The 18528-nt window shown below is 63.6% G+C and carries 21 protein-coding genes; 7 read left to right on the forward strand and 14 right to left on the reverse strand.

The features are described from left to right. Positions 1-70 precede the first annotated feature (70 nt). The 5 genes from I1E95_RS16265 (at position 71) to I1E95_RS16285 (ending at position 4490) form a co-directional block, all read left to right on the forward strand. Complete coding sequence (locus tag I1E95_RS16265; protein ID WP_197164033.1) at positions 71-457, forward strand: hypothetical protein; 387 nt, start codon at positions 71-73, stop codon at positions 455-457. A gap of 234 nt (positions 458-691) precedes the next feature. After that, the gene (locus I1E95_RS16270) at positions 692-1936 is read left to right on the forward strand and encodes a hypothetical protein (protein WP_197164035.1); all 1245 of its coding nucleotides are present in this window, start codon (positions 692-694) and stop codon (positions 1934-1936) included. Between the two features lie 39 nt (positions 1937-1975). Further along, positions 1976-2395, forward strand: a complete 420-nt coding sequence (locus I1E95_RS16275; RefSeq protein WP_197164037.1) for a hypothetical protein — start codon at positions 1976-1978, stop codon at positions 2393-2395. Continuing rightward, a complete protein-coding gene (locus I1E95_RS16280; protein WP_197164039.1) occupies positions 2392-3267 on the forward strand; it encodes a hypothetical protein in 876 nt (291 codons plus the stop codon). Before I1E95_RS16275 ends, I1E95_RS16280 begins: the two co-directional genes overlap by 4 nt. Next, positions 3264-4490, forward strand: a complete 1227-nt coding sequence (locus tag I1E95_RS16285) for a hypothetical protein (RefSeq protein WP_197164041.1) — start codon at positions 3264-3266, stop codon at positions 4488-4490. Before I1E95_RS16280 ends, I1E95_RS16285 begins: the two co-directional genes overlap by 4 nt. Before the next feature lie 67 nt (positions 4491-4557). On the opposite strand, the gene I1E95_RS16290 is transcribed toward I1E95_RS16285, so the two are convergent. Next, positions 4558-5043, reverse strand: coding sequence for a hypothetical protein (locus I1E95_RS16290; protein WP_231594720.1), 486 nt, complete (start codon positions 5041-5043; stop codon positions 4558-4560). Between the two features lie 141 nt (positions 5044-5184). Further along, on the reverse strand, positions 5185-5499 hold the full coding sequence (locus tag I1E95_RS16295) for a hypothetical protein (protein ID WP_197164045.1): 315 nt from the start codon (positions 5497-5499) through the stop codon (positions 5185-5187). A 116-nt stretch (positions 5500-5615) separates the two neighbouring features. On the opposite strand from I1E95_RS16295, the gene I1E95_RS16300 reads away from it, so the two are divergent. Then, on the forward strand, positions 5616-5876 hold the full coding sequence (locus I1E95_RS16300; protein WP_197164047.1) for a hypothetical protein: 261 nt from the start codon (positions 5616-5618) through the stop codon (positions 5874-5876). A gap of 176 nt (positions 5877-6052) precedes the next feature. Further along, positions 6053-6301, forward strand: a complete 249-nt coding sequence (locus I1E95_RS16305) for a Nif11 family protein (protein WP_197164049.1) — start codon at positions 6053-6055, stop codon at positions 6299-6301. 8 nt (positions 6302-6309) lie between these two features. On the opposite strand, the gene I1E95_RS16310 is transcribed toward I1E95_RS16305, so the two are convergent. From I1E95_RS16310 to I1E95_RS16365, 12 genes are all read right to left on the reverse strand, one after another. Further along, positions 6310-6591 carry a hypothetical protein gene (locus I1E95_RS16310; protein WP_197164051.1) on the reverse strand — a complete coding sequence of 94 codons (282 nt, stop codon included), beginning with the start codon at positions 6589-6591 and terminating at the stop codon, positions 6310-6312. Between the two features lie 188 nt (positions 6592-6779). After that, positions 6780-7505, reverse strand: a complete 726-nt coding sequence (locus tag I1E95_RS16315; RefSeq protein WP_197164052.1) for a hypothetical protein — start codon at positions 7503-7505, stop codon at positions 6780-6782. Positions 7506-7870: 365 nt separating this feature from the next. Continuing rightward, positions 7871-8086 (reverse strand): hypothetical protein, encoded by a 216-nt coding sequence (locus I1E95_RS16320; protein ID WP_197164054.1) that lies wholly within the window; start codon positions 8084-8086, stop codon positions 7871-7873. A gap of 298 nt (positions 8087-8384) precedes the next feature. Beyond that, entirely contained in the window at positions 8385-8660 is a 276-nt protein-coding gene (locus I1E95_RS16325; protein WP_197164056.1) for a hypothetical protein, read from the reverse strand. A 180-nt stretch (positions 8661-8840) separates the two neighbouring features. Then, positions 8841-9605 carry a C39 family peptidase gene (locus I1E95_RS16330; RefSeq protein WP_197164058.1) on the reverse strand — a complete coding sequence of 255 codons (765 nt, stop codon included), beginning with the start codon at positions 9603-9605 and terminating at the stop codon, positions 8841-8843. After that, the gene (locus I1E95_RS16335) at positions 9602-9850 is read right to left on the reverse strand and encodes a hypothetical protein (protein WP_197164060.1); all 249 of its coding nucleotides are present in this window, start codon (positions 9848-9850) and stop codon (positions 9602-9604) included. The genes I1E95_RS16330 and I1E95_RS16335 overlap by 4 nt, the downstream gene beginning before the upstream one ends. 64 nt (positions 9851-9914) lie before the next feature. Further along, positions 9915-10547 carry a sigma-70 family RNA polymerase sigma factor gene (locus I1E95_RS16340; protein WP_197164062.1) on the reverse strand — a complete coding sequence of 211 codons (633 nt, stop codon included), beginning with the start codon at positions 10545-10547 and terminating at the stop codon, positions 9915-9917. A gap of 273 nt (positions 10548-10820) precedes the next feature. After that, positions 10821-11405 (reverse strand): M48 family metallopeptidase, encoded by a 585-nt coding sequence (locus tag I1E95_RS16345; protein ID WP_231594721.1) that lies wholly within the window; start codon positions 11403-11405, stop codon positions 10821-10823. 134 nt (positions 11406-11539) lie between these two features. Then, complete coding sequence (locus tag I1E95_RS16350; protein WP_197164066.1) at positions 11540-14590, reverse strand: type I restriction endonuclease subunit R; 3051 nt, start codon at positions 14588-14590, stop codon at positions 11540-11542. Next, on the reverse strand, positions 14587-16542 hold the full coding sequence (locus I1E95_RS16355) for a DUF262 domain-containing protein (protein WP_197164068.1): 1956 nt from the start codon (positions 16540-16542) through the stop codon (positions 14587-14589). The genes I1E95_RS16350 and I1E95_RS16355 overlap by 4 nt, the downstream gene beginning before the upstream one ends. Before the next feature lie 16 nt (positions 16543-16558). Beyond that, positions 16559-17284: a hypothetical protein gene (locus I1E95_RS16360; protein WP_197164070.1), complete on the reverse strand. Its 726-nt coding sequence runs from the start codon at positions 17282-17284 to the stop codon at positions 16559-16561. Next, complete coding sequence (locus tag I1E95_RS16365) at positions 17277-18455, reverse strand: AAA family ATPase (protein ID WP_197164072.1); 1179 nt, start codon at positions 18453-18455, stop codon at positions 17277-17279. The genes I1E95_RS16360 and I1E95_RS16365 overlap by 8 nt, the downstream gene beginning before the upstream one ends. Positions 18456-18528: the final 73 nt, after the last annotated feature.

The following is an 18528-nucleotide window of genomic DNA, read 5'->3' on the forward strand; positions in this document are numbered from 1 at the left end:
TCGCTCGGAGTTGGGGGAGCCCAGCCCCTGGGCAACTGGCAAAAGCCAGTGACGTCGCCGCCTTTGCTCCGTGCCCCTCTCCTGGCGTCAGCTCGCCTCACTGCTCGGACCGCCAGGGCCGATGACACCGCTGGTGCTCTCGATGCCCAGCCCCCAGGCCAATGACCGGCGCATCCTGCTGCGGGCACCGCAGGCCCAGACCATCAGCCGCGTTGATGCCGTACTCAGCGGCGGCACCAGCCCCAGCGTCTCCTTCTCGCTGCGCCATGGCGCCGACGTTTCCGCTGCTGGCACAGTCGCCACGACGGATCCGATCACCGTCACCAGCACCACCACCGGCAGCGCGAGCACCAGCTTTCAGAGCCCCATCTTTCCCGCTGGTCACTGGCTATGGCTGCAGGTCACGGCGGCCTCCGGCAACCCTCTGGGCCTGACGGTTTCGATCGAGCTGCAGTAAGGCCCCTGCCTTCCGGAAGGGAAGACAGGAGGCTGGGGCCGGGCTTGGAGAAGCTGGGGCGCGGGACTGCACGCGCCCAGCGTCGCCGGTCTGGATCAGCAGGTGGCTGGGGAGGCGCTGCCTGCCTCGGCAACACTCCACCTCTATTCGGACCCTGCCAGCCCTGGCCGTCCCCCGATGGGGACAATCCCGCTCCCTGGCAATAGCCGATGACGCAACACCCGTCTGGCTGCCATGGGGTCCTGGAATTCCACCGGTTCAATCCGCGGTCCTGAGGGCCCCGCCGGCCCGCAGGGCTCTCCCGGCGTTCAGGGCAACCAGGGGCCTGCTGGCCCCCAGGGACCCCAGGGCCCGGCCGGTCTGCAGGGCCCCGAGGGTCCCGCTGGCCCTTCTGGTCCGGCTGGTCCGACCGGATCGCAGGGCATCCAAGGTCCAGCCGGCATCGGCATCAACTTCAAGGGCTCGGTGGCGGCGATCGCCAACCTGCCCGCCAATGCCGCACAGGGCGATGCCTACCTGGTGCAGGCCGACGACTCGCTGCGGGTGTGGGACAGCGGCACCAACAGCTGGGTGAATGGCGGCTCGATCCAGGGCCCGCAAGGCCCTGCGGGTGTGGCGGGCCCTGCTGGGGCGACAGGGCCTCAGGGCCCGGCTGGGCCGCAAGGGCCCCAGGGCATTCAGGGACCTGCCGGCATCGATGGCCTGATCGGTCCTCGCGGTACGGGCTGGTTCACCGGCAGCGGTGCTCCACCGCTGAACATCCCTGGTGCCGTCGATGGCGACCTCTACCTCGACCTGCTCACCGGCACCGTCTATCAGCTCGGCCCGATCCGCGTGGCCGATCTGCCCGCCATCGGCAGCTCCTTCCAGGGCGGCTACTACGCCGGCCTGATCAGCCACACCGCCAATGGCGTGGCCACCCATGCGCTGATCATTTCGCCCAAGGCCGCCGGCTCGCTGCTGAACGTGGCCTGGAAGACCGCCAACACCGCCAGCACCGGCACCACGAGCGTGTTCGACGGTTGGGCGAACAGCGAGGCGATGAACAACGCCAGCCATCCGGCCGCGCAGTTCTGCCGCTCGCTCAACATCGGCGGCTACGACGACTGGTACCTGCCCGCCACCCAGGAGTGGGATGTGCTGTATCGGTCCTTCAAACCGGAGGCGACGGCCAACGGCACCTATTCGGGGGCGGGCTATGGCGCCAACCCCTATGCGGTGCCGGCGGGCGGCAACTACACCGACAGCAATCCCGCCCTCACCTCCGTGCTCGCCTTCCGCGCTGGTGGCGCCGAGACGCTCAAGCACTTCGACGAGAACGTCGGCGACGATCCCTTCTTCCACTGGACCTCCACCCAGGCCGCCAGCGGCACCGCCTACCTGCGGATGACCTACCTGGGTGATCAGTTCGCCGAGAGCAAGACGATCGCCTCAGGCACCCAGGTGCGGGCCATCCGCCGCATCCAGGTGCTGCCCTGATGCTCTGCCCCACCCTCTGCTGCTGATGGGAACCGGCTGATGGCCAACTGGCTGCCGCGTACCCAAGTTCCCGGCCAGCGGCTGAGCGTGAGCGCCACCACCACGCCCCTGCTGCCAGGTGCCAGTGCCCTGCTCGATCTGCCGGGCCTGGGGCGGTTGGGGCATTTCCTGGCCGTCAGCACCGATGCGCCGGGCTGGGTGAGCTTTTACAGCTCAGCTAGCGCACGCGAGGCCGATGGCAGCCGCCCCATCACCCAGGACCCGACTCCGGGGAGCGGGGTGCTGCTCGATCTGGTGACCACTAGCGCATCCCTCACGGTTGCTGCTCCGCCGGGCGGCACCTACTTCTCAACCGAAAGTCCTGCGGCGGCGCCACTGCTGCGGGCGGTGGTGCGCAACACCGGCACCGCCCAGGCCGCCATTGCTCTGACCGTCACCGCCGTGGTGCTTGCGCCATGAGCCGCACCCTGATCGACATCAGCCGCCTCGGCACCGACACCACCTGGCCCTCTGTCGCCACCGAGGTGAACGGGTATCTGCAGAGCTGGCTCAGCGCGGCCAATGCCCAGGTGAGTCAGCACCAGCTGCGCATCGTCACGGCCCCCAACCCCGAGGCCACCGCCACGGACCCTTGCGGCTGGCGCCTGGAAGCGACCTTGTCGCAGCTCACCCCAGGCGGGGATCCGGCGGTGCTGCTGCTGGAGGTGTTCCTCACCGGCACCACCCTTCAGATTCGCCCGGGCATCGGCAACACCGAGCCCTACGTGGGCGCCGACACCGAACAGGGCTGGGTGTACCCCGCTGGAGACGTGGGCTACACCAGCGGCACCTGGAGCACCACGCCGCTGCCCTTCAACGCGCAGGTGGGCTGGTCGCTGGCACCTGGCGCTGAATACTTCGTCTTTGCCTACAGCCAGCACCGCTACACCAACCGCCAGGCGGTGCCACTGCTGATTGCCCGCGATCAGGTGTCCGGGCACTGGATCCTGGCGGCTTCTCCGCCCTCGACCAGCGATGGGCTGCGGGCGGTGAGCTGGAACGTCCGCTCCGGCCAGCCCTCAGGCTCCCGCACCCTGCTGCGCGACAGCTTTACGACACCAGTGATGATCCGCCAGCCCGCCGAGCTGGTGATCGCCACCACTGACTGGAGCTACTACGAGAGCGCCAACGAACCGGCCCAGTTCTGGGAGCCGCTGCTGTTGCCGCCCGACTTCGCGGCGGTGAATCTGAGTAGCGCAGCGATGAGCTACTTCAAGCCACCCGATGGCAGCGAGTGGCTGGCGATCGGCGGCCATGGCCTGCTGCTGCGCACCAAGGAGACACCCCCATGACCTATCAGGTGTTCTGCCAGAGCTTTGCGCCCGGCAGCTGGAAGTGGACCAGCAAGGACCCCGCCGGGGTGGGCCTGCAGCTCGATGCCGCTTTACGGGCCTTCGCCGCCGTGGTGAACGACCACCCTGATAACGCCAGCACCCCCCTCTCGGTCATCCGCTCCCATGCCGATGCCACCGCCAACCGCTGGGGTTACACCTGGCAGCTGGGGCACCCCGTTGAACCGGCGCACCTCTGGTTCCTCACCGAGAGCACCACAGCGCAAGGGGAGTCGCAGAGCAGCAGCAGTGCGGTCTTCGGGAACGCGCTGGCGAGCACCTTCACCAACAACACCAGCAACGGCGGCTACGGCTCCTACAACAATTCCTCCATCAACAGCACCGCTCTGGCGTATGTCGACAGCACCCTCACCGGGGCCACCGCCATCGGCGCGATCCTGCTGATCGCACGCGACACCACCCCCGGCAAGGAGTTCTTCTGCTGGGCCCTCAAGACCCATGGCGGCAACGATGACCTGCATCGCGACAGCTGCCATGCCCTCTACAAAAGCCCCGGCACCACGGGCTGGAACTCGATCGCCGTCTTCCCCCGCACCAGCAAGCAGTTCTACGGGCAGGTGGTGCTGCACGGCTATTCGGGCAATCGCTTTGCCGGCCTTCCCTCGGCGATCGGCGCGAGCATCACCGCCAACGGCCACCAGCTGCGCAGCGGCATCGCCCTGGGCCACTACGACTTCACTCTCCAGGCCCAAGGGCTCTTTGATTCACCGCCACCGCTGATCCAGCTGCCGGCGCCGCTGTTCATCGGCTCCACCACCATCCGAGGCGCCAGCACCCATTTCGGTAAGGTGACCAGGCCCGATGGGGTGATGCTGCAGCTGGGGCAGCGCTCCAGCGAGCGGGATGTGTGGCTGTGGCTGCCCACCGGCACCAGCCACAACGAGGTCAACCCCTGGAGTTCCGCCCTGGCCCTGAGCCACTGGCGGGAATGCAACGAGCTGCACTTCATCAGCAGCCTTCCCCCTCAGGGTCTGCAGCTGATCACCGGCACGGCGGACTTCATCCGCCACTTCCCGCCGATGAGTGCCGCCGGCACCAAGCAGCATCCGCAGCAGGGGCCCCTGCTCTCCAGCTCCGGTGGTGGGGGAGATGGGGATGATGGCAGCGGCGCCCTGGCCAGGCCGACCACAGGGTTGCTCTGGCCTCGGGGGGGCGTGAGGTGAGCGTTGTCCGCCCCTGGGGGAGAACCAATCAACACCGATATGCAGCTGCCGGTTCATCTTCAGGGCATCAGCGGAACCCTTTGGCGTCACCCTTGCGCGGCTGGCGTTTCAGCAGCTGGCGCGGGTCGTAAGGCTCATGACTGCCAAGGCGCCGGAAGGCGGGCTGGAATCCTTCTGCACTCAGGCGGCGCCAATTCAGATCAACATCACCTTCCACCTCCAAGGTCACGCTGCAGGCCTGCACTGTCAGCAGAATGTCCCCCAACGCCGCCAACGGATCTGCACCACCAGCAAGCCAGGGCTCAATCGCAGCAAACAGTCGATCCAGAAGGCGAGCACCGGTGCTTTTGACAAGGACAACCGGATCGACCACTTCGGCAAGCAAATAGCCCTGTTCATGGCCAAGGCCCTGCCACACATGAGCAAAGGCTATGTTCACCTCCCTCAGTGTTGGTAATCGATCGGCAATGAACAGCGATCGCCTCCCACCAGGGCTGATCAGCATGGCGTACAACGCATAATCCCGCTCACCGCCTGGGCCGCGTGTTGCCATGACCTGATCGGGCTGGACCACTGCACACCCTCCAAGAGCTGGAGATCCTATGGGCCCTGATCGCCGCAGCCTGTCGCGCACGGCCTGGATGAAAGGCCGAGTGACGGACAGGCGGGGATCTGCAGCTCACCCGGCAGGCCCCTACCGGGCTCGCACCAACCTCCCACGCACCTGCTCCCGCTCAGCTCGCCTGGCCGGCAGGGGCGCCCCCCGCAGGATGGCTTCAATGCGCTCCACCAGATACTTGGGCACCATCCCGCCCGCTACCCGCTCGCGGGGCAGCAGGAAGCCCCCAGCCAGCCGATTCCACTGGGCAGATTCCTGATGCAACAGCCGCCCGCCCTTGCCGCTTTTCTCAAAGCGCACCAAGGAGCCCCCATCAGCGGAGGCATGGAGGGTGACGCGCCAGCGGATCCCGCTCTGGAGGACATCGTGGAGAACCTGGACCTGGGCCATGGCCATAACGGCGGAGGACCCGACCCAGAGGCGGCGCCGCGCAAGGGCTGGCCAGGACCCGATGCAGTCGCGTCCCAAGGGCAATCGGGTCCTGTGGCGGCCAGCTCGTGGAACCCTTGCGCGAGCGCCGCAGCATGGGAAGGGCCGCCGACGTCTTGATCGGCTACCACCAGACCATGGCAACGTTCCTGCGCCCACCGGACATGCTCGTGAGCCTGGCGTACGACATCGGCCCTGATGCGACACCCGAACAGGCCGAGCGACTGTTTGATGCCTTGGTCAGGAGGGGCCTTCTGAGGCCGTGGGAGCACGGCTTCTGGGAGTTGGCGACGCTCACGAAGGACGAACTCCGCGCAATTATTGAGGTGACGATCTGAGATTGGCGACAGCCGACCATCCCAGACCGCCGCGGACAGCCCACTAGCTATCCCGTCCATCGACCACGAATCACGGCTGAGGTGAGTCGGCATCTGGGCCGTGGTGCAATGTGCTCCGCGGAACATGGTTCCAGCCCCCTTCTCACGCCATCGTGCGGGTAACTGGAGCCAAGGGCATGAGCTGGCCTGAACTGGAACGGTTGGTGGCTGATGCGGAAGCCAGTCAAGAGATGCGGCAGACCTTGCGCCAATGCCGCAGCCCCCAGGACCTGCTGCTGGCTGCCCGCCGGCAGGGTTACCGGGTAACGCGCATCGACCTGCAGAACGCCTGGCTTGAGCATCAGCAGTGCCCGGAAGCAGCGATTCACCATGCTTTGGCAGGCATCGCTGCTGGAGCTGAGATTCAGATGCTGATCGCCGACTGACGGGATCCTCAGGAGGTGACCGGCGGATCAGGAAGAAGCACGTGCTCGCACACCGCCTGCACGGCGGAAACTTCCGCCTCATCGGCGATGCTCTCCAGGGCGGCCGCCAGCTGAGCCAGCCTGGCTTCTGTGCCCTCATCGGGGAACTCGACGCTCAGGTCGTGACGTAGCACCTGCTCGTCGGTGCCCATGCCGGCCGCCATGCAGTAGCCGATCTTGGCCAGTACCTCCCTGAGCTTGAGCCGCAGCTCCTGGAGTTCGAGCGGGGGATTGGGGATGTCGCTGAACACGGCTCCTGACGCTGTCTGACTCCCCCCACGATGCCGGCTGATCGCTGCATCAGTCCTCCCCCTACAGGAAGCCCAGGCGGACTTTGATGGTTGTGGCGATGTACGCAGGCTCCGCCAGATCCCTGAGCAATCGGCATGGAGAGCCCAAGCGCTCCACTGCTGGACCTCCATCCAGCCGGCCCGAGAGCTCAGCTGCAGTGGTGGGCCGCAGCCGCCGCCAGCGCCCCATGGGCCGGAAAGGTGATCACGAACGAGCGAGCGGCCACGGCGCAGAGGGGCAAGCCCCAGCGGCCGCCGCAGCTGATGCACTGGATCTTGCGCCCGCCTCTCCCCCGGCGACTGGCGGGGCAGGCCACGAACCGCACGCCCTGATGGCGAAAGACTGCGGGCGCATCGGGCGGCACGACGCAGACCACCGGGATGCCCTGCCGCTGCAGCCCCGCTGCCACGGAGCGGGACTCGGTGGAGGCATTGATCACCAGGCCCTGGGCCGCCGCCAGACGGAGGGTGGCTTGATTGGCGGGGCCCATGGGGAAGTGGGTGTAGGACCACGCCGCCCGCAGGTGGCGTGTGGCCTTGGCCAGCTGGAGCAGCAGGCCCTGATCGATGCGCAGCGGATTGGCCGGCTCGGGCCATTGATCGCCCGCCACGCAATGGCGGAACAGGATCCCGGCCGGCAGCGCCAGCACCTGCTTGATGAAAGCCGCCGCCGGCAGGCCGCTCTCGCCCCGGCTGAGCCGATCCCACTGCAGGCGGGTGCGGAAGCCAGCCTCGGCGTAGCAGCCCTGATCCCCGGCGAGGGGGCAGGAGGAGGGGCAGGTGAGCCGGCTGGTGCTGGAGACGGCGATCGGCCCTGTTTTGGCATTGCTGCTCGGGAAGCTGAGGGCAGCGCGATGGGACTCGGCAGGGGCCACGGCTGAGGGGACGCAGGACCCCGCCCCCATCCGCGCCGCCGGTCAAGGGCTCGCCACATCCCGATGGCGCGACAGCGCCCATTACGACAAACGGCGAGCCAGGCCTGACCCTTGCCGCGGCGCGGATCCTGGGGCGGCCTGCGGACTCGGCCGGGCACCCCGAGGACCATCGAGTCGGAGCCATCCGCTGCCAGGCCAATGGCCAGAGAAAATCCGGCTTCGCTGCAGTCGCATACCCTCAGCGATGCGCCCTGTCCATGGGGTCAACCGCCGGGTGGCTCAGTTTTCGATGTCGCCTCGCTGCCGATGCAGCAAACCCCTGCGAGCCAGGCCCCGAGAGGCCTGAGCCGCAGGGGCATGGGGCCTCAGAGCACCCGCACCTGGGCCTGGGTCCCGAGCACGATCTGCTGATTCGAGGCCAGGATCAGCGCCTCGGTGCGGGGCACGTAGTGCGGCTGGGGGCTGATGTGACCCTCGCGATCGAGGAACAGCACCCGCAGCAGCTGGCCGGCGGCATCAAGCAAATGCACCGAGACGATGCGGATGGGGCAGCAGGGCCAGCAGGGGGAGAGGGAGGCCATGGCCGGGAAGGCGAACGACCGGGCCGAATCGCACCGGCAAGGAGACGGCCGGCAAGGGGCCCGAGCCTGCGAGGGATTCACGTCAGCCCTTGCCGGCCGGCCCGCGCCGGTGCAGGCCCAGGCGGCGTTCGCCGGCCCGGCCGGCCAGCACCTACCGGGGCCTTCAACCAGACCGTCACCGGATTTGCCTGCGTCCTGAGCGCACCAGCCGCTGCCGGGGGGGGGCACTGGTCGCGTCCCACCTGACCCTCGATGCAGGAAAGAAGCCGGGATCAGGGCTCCCGGCAGGCCCTGGCGATCACAGCGGCATCGCCATCCGCGCCTCCTGCTCCCCCTGCAGGGCGGCATCGATTTCATCGACCCGCTGCAGACACTGCTGGATCGCGGGGAGCACCTCCTCTTCCAGCAGGGTGATCTCCTCCTCCCCATAGGGGAACTCAATCCAGGTGCGGCGCAACGGCCGGCCGGCGGAGCGCTGCAGGATCCGCTCCACGCAGCGGAGGGTGGACTGCAGCAGCAGGAACGGATCCTCCTCAGGCGAGCAGAACGGGGAGGGAGCGGCCGTGACAACCATGGATGTAGGGCGCCAGGGGGCGCAGCGACGGGACCGATCCCAGCCATGGCCCGACATCAGGAGGGCCATAGCGTGGAGAGGCCCGGCGCAAGACCCCAGAGGAGCGGACCCCAGAGGGGCGAACCCCAGAGGGGCCACCAGCCGCAGATCCCCCGACCCAGGCGCTGCGCGGCACCCGCCTCAGCCCTCCGCCAGCACCGCCCAGCCCGTGCCCTCTCCTTCCACCATCCAGCGCCGCCCGAAGTTCCGGCGGCTGTAGCGACAGAAGCGCGCCTTCCCGCCCAGGGTGGTGCCGTCTACCAGATCCGCCTCCCCCAACGGGTCGTGCACGATTAGTTGGGATGGCCTGATGCCGACGACGATCAGCCAGTGGCCGCCGCCGGCCGGGCTGCTGACCGGGCCGCGGTGCAGGTAGCCGCAGGGCACGGGAATGCCGGCGGCGATCTGTTGCTCGAGGGTGGAGAAGCTGGCCTGCTTGCTGAACCTGGCCGTGATGCCGTAGCTGGCGAGGGCCTTGATCTGGGCCGCCGGATCGGTGGTGTCGCCGAACTGGTGGACCCGGGCCAGGTACTGGTCGTCGCCATTCGGCCCGGTGAGCAAGCCGGGCCTGAGGAAGGCCAGGAGCATGGCGCAGCTGGAGGAGAAGCACATGCGCCGGCCCTGATCGGTGGCGGAATCGAGCTGGGCAAACCAGGGCACCGGCAGTGGGTTGGTTCGGCTGGGAGGCCTTGGCGACGGTGATCGGACCGGAAGTGATGGCGCCGGGGACGCAGCAACCCCGAGCTGATGGGAAGTCCAGAGGCGCCTCAGGGTGCCGCCTTCCTCCAGGGCCTGGGGCTCATGGGACACCAGCTGCTCCAGCACCGCCAGCAACCAGGCCCGGTGGTGCGGAAGCGCGGGATCGAAATGTTTGACGTAGTCGCCAGCAGGGATGGGACAGCTCATCGGAACACCCCCCGTCGGCCGGGAGCCAGAGCTGTCTGGTTGTTGGCGGCCGCGGTCTGCATGCCGGAGGGGAAGAACAGGGCGCTGACCGTCATCCAGCGCTCCAGGCAGGCATTCACCTGGCGGGGGGCCTGGATCCAGTTGGGAAGCTCGCAGGCACCGACGAACGCGGTTGAGAAGACGAGCTGGCCGGTGAGCAGGCCATGGGAAGCGGCTGCTCCGAGCAGCCGCAGCAGGGGGTTCATCAAGCCAGAGGGCGGCGGGTCCTCTGGCTCTTGCCACGGGCCTGGCGGGAACCCCGTGGGGGCCTCAGCCCGCCCCCACCAGCTGCTGGCGGAGAGCAGCGAGGGCCTTCTTTTGAGCCCGCTGAACGGCCATCGGGCTGATCTGCAGCTGCGCCGCGGCGGCTCGCAGGGAGAGCCCCTCGAGGATGGTGAGCCTCAGGGCCGTGGCCTGCGCCGCCGGCAGCTGCTCCACCAGCTGCTCCAAGGCGTGCCCAGCGAGGGAAGGATCCAGCGACGGCTCAGCGGCGGGAGCCGCCAGCTGCTCCAGCAGGCATTGCTCGCCATCGGCTGTGGCATCGAGGCTGCTGTGCCCCAGCGGGCAGGTGCCCTTCTCGTGCTCCCGGCGGGAGATGCGCACCAGGCGGACGCGATCGCGCAGGTGGTGCTGCAGGGCCCCGGCGATGCAGCGGCGTAGATAGGGCCAAGCAGGCTCGCCTGCTCTGCAGCAGGGAGCGGAGCGCACCAAGGCCTCGCGGGCCACCTGGATCAGATCCTCCCGCTCCACCAGCGGGAACAGGCGCCGGGCGGTGGCGGAGGCAATGGCATCGGCCAGGGGCAGGTGCTCCAGCACCAGGGCATTACGGGCACGCAGGTCAGAACGGCTGAGAGCTGGGGACTGCTGCTTGTGCCCAGAGGGGGAAGAAGAGAGGGAAGCCATCTGGAGGACGGCGGAGAACCCCACCCCCAACGGCCTGCCGCAGCGCCGCGGCAAGGACGCCCCGCAGGGGCGCATGGCCTGATCCTTGACGCAGCGCGAGGACTGGACGAGGGATTTAGGTGGGTGTTTGACGGCCTGGTGGCGACCCACTTCGCGACATCACTTGCATCAGGATTTCCAGGCCTGGTCGACTATGCAGACAGGTCAGTGGTTCAACGGTGACGTCGTCTGGAAAAGCCGTGATCAGGGCAAAGACAACCCTCAAACATTGCGTCAACCATCAAGGAGAGGGAGATCGTTAAGCAGTCGCCGCCGCTCTTCCCAGTCCGGCTGCAAGGAATCGAGCAATGCAACGAATTCCTCTCCGTGGGTGGGAACACTCAGGTGGGCCAGCTCATGCAGAACGATGTAGTCGAGGCATGACCGGGGCTTCTGGGCCAGCTGGGTATTCAGGCGGATGTTCCTTGTGGATGGATTACAGCTGCCCCACTGGCGGCTCATTGCTTGAACGAAGAGCTTGTTCATCTGTACACCCAGCCGCTGCTGCCAGTGATCAATCAGGCCTGTTGCCTCCTTGCGCAGCTCGTTGCGGTACCAGGCTGCAAGGATGCGCTGACGTTTCTCAAGGGTGGATCCAGGCCGGAGGAACATGATCAAATTTCGGGGGTGAACCTCAACCCTGGGTGCGGTATTCACCTCCTCGATATGCAGCAGCAGCCTGCGACCCCACAGGGCATGGGACTCACGCTCCACCACCAGCCTGGGACTCTCGCGTTGCTGACCTGAAAGTCGAGCTTGCTGTTTCCGGATCCATCCCAGTTTGCCGATCGCGTAGGCGCGCACATGATCGGGGCTCATGCTCTGCGGCGCTGAAATCCTCACAGCCCCATTTGGTGGAACTACTGAAAGGTGAAGGTGCTTGATTGGCTTGATTGTGACCTCTACGGGCACAACACCGATCAGCAACTGATGACTGGGGTAAGACTGCGTCATCAGTACTCGGGTTGCGCTACAAGCACCTCAAACAGCCGTTCAACCTCCGCAGCGTCCTGAAGAAGGCCGTACAGCGCAGCCTTGATCACTTGCTCTTTGGCCTGGACGCCGCGCCAACCGTCAGGCCTGACCTGCCGCACAGTGCTATCAACTCGGAGTGCCAGATCGAGGTCGCCATTTAGGTTGTTCCACATGGCACGTTTTCCAGCGGTATCTAATTGAGCCGGAGTGCTATCAGCAGTTTGCTGGTGCAGTTGGCGGGCTAGTTCAGCGACCCTCCGTAGGTACTCTTCGTAAACATCAGCCTGTTGCCTGCGGAACCGGATGATCTCATCAAGTACCTGCGACATCCGATCATAGAAAGCGGGATCATGGGCCCGCTCGCTGATGATTGTGCGGCGCATGTTGTTCTCAATGGTCTCCTGGACCGCTTTCTTGTTGCTGCTCGACTTACCAAAGCTTTGGTTGATGGCCTGAGCTACTCCCGTCTTGACGATCAGTTCCAGTAGGCCGATGTCGTCGAAAGCAGAGATCTTGCGTGGCTGATCGGCTTCAATATAGGCATCGATTAGGAAGCGCATGTCGGCTTCGTAGGCCTTGAGGTCGAGATTTTCACCCGCTGCCAAGCGGATCACTTGACGCCAGTCGAGTGCCTTATCTCGTTGTTGGGTGATGCGTGTGGCCTCGCTGGCGGTATATCCAGCATCTGTTAATTCATTGGCCAAAGCGGCATGTGCCCTGGTCAGCTCGGCAACAGTCTTGTAGTACGCTATGCGTAGAGGCTCTCGCTCCTCTAGATCCGAGGAGTTCTCGGTGTTGCCACAAAAGTGGTGGAGGATTGCGAGTTCATCCATGGGTGGCGCAACGGGCTCGGCGAGCAGTGCCTCCTGCTCGAGAGCGTCGTCCAGGCGTTCCTTTGCTTTCTCGAGACGATCCTGTAGGAGCACTTCGGGATCGGAATCACCAGACGAATGATCGAGATCATCGTTGGAGTAGACAGCAATGGCATTTTCGACCTTCCTGAAAAGATCCTTGTAGTCCACAATCAGCCCATAGGGTTTGTCGTCTCCATCTAGACGATTGGTGCGGCAGATCGCCTGGAATAGGCCATGGTCCTGCATCGACTTGTCGATGTAGAGGACACTGCAGGACGGGGCATCAAACCCCGTTAGCAGTTTGTCAACCACAATCAGCAGCTTCATCTGCGCCGGTTGGTTGATAAACAGATCCTTTGCACTCTCTTCATAGGCCTCGGTGCGGCTCATGCCCGGCCGTAGGGCAATGGAAATGAGCAGTCGGTTATAGGTGTTGTAGATGAATTGCTTGTCGGTTTCGGTGTTGGCGCCCACCTCCTCTTTGCTCACATCAGCAGCTTTGGGGTCATAGGAGGTGACCACGGCGCACTTGTTCTTGAGCTCCGTGCCATTGAACAGCTCGAAATAGCGACAAGCCTCATAGATGCTGGAAGCTACGAGGATGACGTTGCCGCGCTGGCTGACTAGACGCGGATTCAGAGAAAAGTCGAAGATAATGTCACTGACGATCCGGTTCATCCGCGCTTTGGAGCTGAGGATGTTCTGGAGCGTTCCCCACTGGCGCTTCAGTTCTCGTTGCTGCCAGGAGTTGAGATTGGCTGTTTTGGTCTCAAACCACTGATCGACTCGTTCCTGGGCGCTGAGGCGTTGATCGATATCACGGGCTTCATACACCAAATCAAGAACGACCTTGTCTTCGACGCCTTCACTGAACTTGTAGGTGTGGATGTAGCCACCAAAAACCTCCAGGCTGGTGGCCTTGTCCTTCTTGAGCAGAGGGGTACCGGTGAAACCAATGAAGACGGCATCGGGCAGCAAGGCCTTCATCACACGGTGCAGCTTGCCGTTTTGGCTGCGGTGGCATTCATCCACGAAAACAAAGAGTTCACCTACCGCTGGGCTTGGCTGAGCATGAAGTTCTTCGAGATAGGCCTCAAAGTCATCGACCTCGCGCACGCCGAACTTGTGCACCAAAGAGCAGAGCAGCCTGGGTGTGGGCTGACCTAGGGCCTGCATTAGATCCTTGCCGCTGCTACTGCGTTGGATGGTTTCACCGGCACCACCAAAGACACCTTCAATCTGCTTGTCCAGCTCATCGCGATCAGTGACGATGACCACACGGGCATTGGGGTTGTTGGCCAGGATCCAGCGGGCCAGCAGCACCATCACAATGCTCTTGCCGCTGCCTTGGGTGTGCCAGATAATCCCGCCGTGACGTTCCTGAACATGCTTTTGGGCAGCCTTGATGCCGAAGTACTGATGGACCCGTGGCAGTTTCTTGATGCCGCCATCAAACAGAACAAAGTCGCGCAGTAACTCGATCAGCCTGTTCTTGCGGCAGATCTTGAGCAGGTACTTGTCGAGCTTCAGGTGGCTGTTGTCGGCTTCGTCTTCCTTCCAGCTGAGAAAATATTTCTCTGGCGTCTCGATGGCACCGTAGCGAAGACCTTCAGAGTCATTGCCGGCGAACACAAGCTGGTTGGTGGCAAAGAACCAGGCGTTGAACTCTGGCCTTTGATTGGAAAGATTCTGGCGGATGCCATCGCCAATGCTGACACGGCTGCGCTTGAGCTCGATCACGCCGATGGCAATGCCATTGATATAGATAACGAGGTCTGGACGCCGCTCCTGTGGCCCTCTGAGAGTTACTTCCTCGGCTATGGCAAAATCATTGGCCTCTGGGTTATGCCAATCGATCAGGGAAACTGTTGTGGTGGGCTGATCGGCGGCAGCTTTGACCTGAACTCCGTAGCGCAGCAGCGAGTAGACCTGCCGATTGGCTTCATAGAGGCCCTTCTGGCTTACATCCGCCGCCCCTCTGAGCTGATATAAGGCGCCACTGATCTCGGCTGGGCTAAAGCCGCGACGCTGGAGAACGCCGGTGAGGATGTCTTCCTCGATGTTGCTGTTCCCAGTGCGGTCTTTCCAGTCACCGAGATATCGGTAGCTGAGCTTTTCATCGAAAAGCTTGATCACCCGGTTTTGGGTGGCGCGCTCAAAACCCAGCCCGCTCATGGCACCGCCTCCAGGCTGAGGATCTCTCGCTCCACATAGGTCCGGAAGGCGACAGGGGAGGTGAAGCAGCGGAACCCGGCGGCGCTGGCCAGGGCCAGGGTGGCGGGCTCCTCGTTGAGCAGCACGACCACGGGCTGGCTGAGCTCCTCCTGGATTCCTGCGGGCCAGGCCAGGTCGAACACGGCGCGCTGCTCGCCGGTGGCTGGGTCGGCGAAGTCGTAGGCGAGGGTGCCGAGGGGCAGGGATTGGTTACCCATCCAGGTATTGAGACGGATCAGCTCGGCTTCTTCTTCCTCGCTGGTGATGCCACCGAGTGTCTCGGCGCCTGGAGCAGGCACGGCGGCCGCGGGGCCGGACAGCCAGCGGGTGTCTCCATGCAGCAGCTCCTCCAGCCGGGCGTTCACTTCGGCTGCTAGCAACGCCTTGCGGGCCTCCAGGAAGGAGCGGAAGTTCTCGAGCTTCCAGAGTTCTGGATCGGGGGGGATCCACTGGGAGGCCAGGGCACCTGGATGGGCTGCCTCGATCTCGGGGAAGTACACCTCCGGCAGGCGATCGGTGATCTTGATATTGGTGTCTTTGGTGAGGAAGCAGAAGTTGGCCAGGGCGTTGACCTCTGGTCTGCGGTAGGCGGCCTTGTAGAGCTGCGCCTTGGGGAAGATGTGATGCACCTCCAGGCGGCTCATCTTGCCGAGCATGCCGGCCTTGAGCGGCAGTCCAGTGCCCCAGTCCCGGGCCTCGCCCATGCGGGTAAGCAGGTAGAGCACGGGGTAGAAACGGGCTCCGAGGCTCCAGCCAGTGAAGTGCCCGGGTTCGACCCGTAGCCCGCCATGCCAGAGGCGCAGCTGCTCCAGCAGGCGCTCCAGCCCGGCGTCTTCGGCTTCGAGGGCGGCGAGATCCTGATCGATGAACGATTCCGTGGAACCCGAGAAGCGACCCCACATACCGGACTGCACGAACCAGAACAGCAGCCGGTCGCGCTCCACCTCATCCATGGGGCCGCTGCGCTGATCGAGGTAGCGCACCATCACGGGGATGCCGAACCGCCCGAAGAACACCTGGTCGTGATCGAGGCCGAGACGGCCGGCGATCAGGTTGAGGCAAGTGTCGATGTGTCTGGTGGCGCGCTTGAGGGCGTCCTGGATTTCGGGGGTGCTCTTGTCGTGCAAGTAGAGGAACTTGGCCTCACCGGTGAGCACCGTGTTCACCGAGCGCAGCAGCCAGTCGAGGTTGAAGCTGTAACCGTGGTCGCTCCACTCCTTGAGCTTGGCCTTCATCGCATCACGACCCTCCGGCCAGTCGGCGCAGATCTTGGCGAGGGCCAGGTCGCCTTTGGAGAGCTTGGTGCCGCCACTGTTGACGCGATTGAAGATGTCCACCACCACGTCGAGTGTCTTGTCGGCGCCGGTGACCTCTTCGATGTGGAGGTCGATTTCGGTGATTCCCAGAAGCTGGCTGAGACGGCCGATGAATTCGCCGACCCTGGGAGACAACTCGGGGTTCTGGCCGAACTCGGCTGCCAACTGGCCGAGGCCGGCGCTGCCCATGCCGAGCAGGTTGGTGACATCAATCCAGAGCGGATCGTCCTTCATCTTCACCGGCTGGTAGAAGGCAAACACTTCCTCCCCGAGATGGAAGCGGAGCCCAGTGAAGGCCTGGGCGTTGCCATCGAAGAACTTGGGAGGCTTGCCGCGCACCACGCCATAGAGGGACGTCATACGCTGCTGGCCATCGAGCAGAAGCTTCACCACACCAGCCGCCAGCGGGCCATCACCGCGATGGGTGGCGGTCCGAGACTCCGTGGCCCATACCAGCAAGCCGCCGACGGGATGGCGTTTGTAGAGGGAGTCGAACAACCCGCGCACTTGGTCACGATTCCACACGTAGCCCCGCTGGAACTCGGGCAGGGCCATGTGGCCGCTGTCGATGTGATCGAGAATAGTGGAGATCTTCATGGGGGTTGTTTCTCTGTCAAGTGATAGGAAGCGCTTGCGAGAGATTGTGCTGAAGACGTGCTGCTGTCCACAGATTTGCAACTAAGTCTGGCCAAGCTTGGGAGATTGATCCACCGATGGCTTTGTATGAAGAGGTGATTGGTTTGATTTCGGTGATACGCTTGCCGTTCTTCGTCCGATTCCTGCGCTGCACAAGCTTCGGTCTTTTCCCAAGCAGGGCCGCCTTGGGGTCGCTGATGCATTCGACGCAGGTTGAGCTGGCTGACGGATTAAGGCAAGACGACGATTCAGGAAGGGAAGGAAATAATACACGCAAAATCCAAGCCTCAGTCATCATGCTAGGCGCCCAGATCACCACGTTTGGGGGAAGTTGTTGTAGTCCCAGCCAGCTTATGACAATGCTCTCAGCCTTGATCACATTATGTTCGGGCGGCGGGCAAGGCTGGCCTGCGTTGATCTCGGCTTCAAAGACAATTTCTCCGTCAACATGGATGATGAGAAGATCCACCTCTGATGCCAGTGCCCGGACTTCTTCAAGGCCACCTGCGGCTTGAATCATTTGACACCAATTACGCACGCCCTTCCAGCCAGTGCCATGCTCAGCGGGCACGCCCTGAATCTCCGAAGATTCCGGCTGGATGCAGTTGACAGTAAACTTATCGCTTTGCAGATAAGCAAAAAGAACAGCCTCCAGAATGATCTTGTCTGTTATTCCTTCGCAGACAAGCTTGACATTAAACATTTGGCACGCCCCCTAGATGCCCCAGAATCCATAGGCGAGACAAGGGCCAACCTTCCTTGGCCATGAGCGCTTCATCAACAGCAACGCGCCTGATGACGGTCATGCCCCCGTAAGATCGATCCACGGCAAACAGGCGCACCCTGTCGTCCTGCAGTGGAAGCCCGTCAAGCACGAGAGGATTATGACAAGTCAGGAGCACTTGGCGCCCACTCTCCAAGACCCAATCGACCATCTTGGCAGTCAGAGAGCGAAGCAGCCGCGGGTTGAGGGTGGCATCAAAGTTATCGATAGCAAACAGCTTTGGGCTATCTGGATGAGTTGCAAGGATGGCTGCAAACAACACGTACAATGCTCCTTCGCTGGCATCAAAGCCACTCAGGATATTCCGACCTTCTGCCATAAAGCGATCACGAAAGTATAAAACTTGTGCCGGTCTTGGGATTGAAGGAGACAAGGGCACACCGGAAGCGGGGCGCGCTCCAAAGTTGTCGACCCAATCGATCAGCTCCAGGACACCTTCGATCACGTCTTCGAAGACTTCATCATTGCGAGCCAGGCGTCGAAGCGCCTCAGATGCCTCCGCCAAACGGCCACCAGCAAGACCTACAGGGCTTCTGCCATGCAAGTCGGGCTCTATTCCTCTGAGCTTAAAAGTATTCGGGGCATAGATTGAAAAGTTTTGCAGTGCCGTTAGCATCCGAATGCCTTCAGTACCTGCCATCTCAACCGCCTTCAAGGCTGCCAGTCCACGCTGGGTATCTAACGCACTGATTTCTGAGGAAGCAGGAGAGCGACCAACAATCTTTTCCCCGGCACTGATCCACTTTTCGTTCTTGTATGCCCATGCCGTGGACTGGTCACTAGGATTATTGAGATCGACCTCGTAACTGCTCGTGCCACTATAGGCCCCGAAGCGAATGGCATTGCGGCGTTTATGACCCCGAAATGATGTCTTGTAGAGATCTGGTAGTCCAGGGCGTACGCCCCTGTGCCATAGAGATTCATCATTCACGCGACCAGAAGCAGCAGCACCCAGTACGCCAATCGCTTCAAGGATGTTCGACTTGCCACTACCGTTGGCTCCGACAAACACGTTAAAAGCACCCAACTCCAGGCTGGCTTCCTGGATGGACTTGAAGGCATGGATGTCGATGCGCTCGATCAGCGTCATGGCATGCAGACGTTCCCGTGGGGCTGGTTGCTGGATCTGGCTGGCCGCAGGGTAGCCAAACCCACCACGGCCA

It is taken from the genome of Synechococcus sp. CBW1107 (assembly GCF_015841355.1).
In the GTDB taxonomy this organism is placed as follows: Bacteria; Cyanobacteriota; Cyanobacteriia; order PCC-6307; family Cyanobiaceae; genus Regnicoccus_A.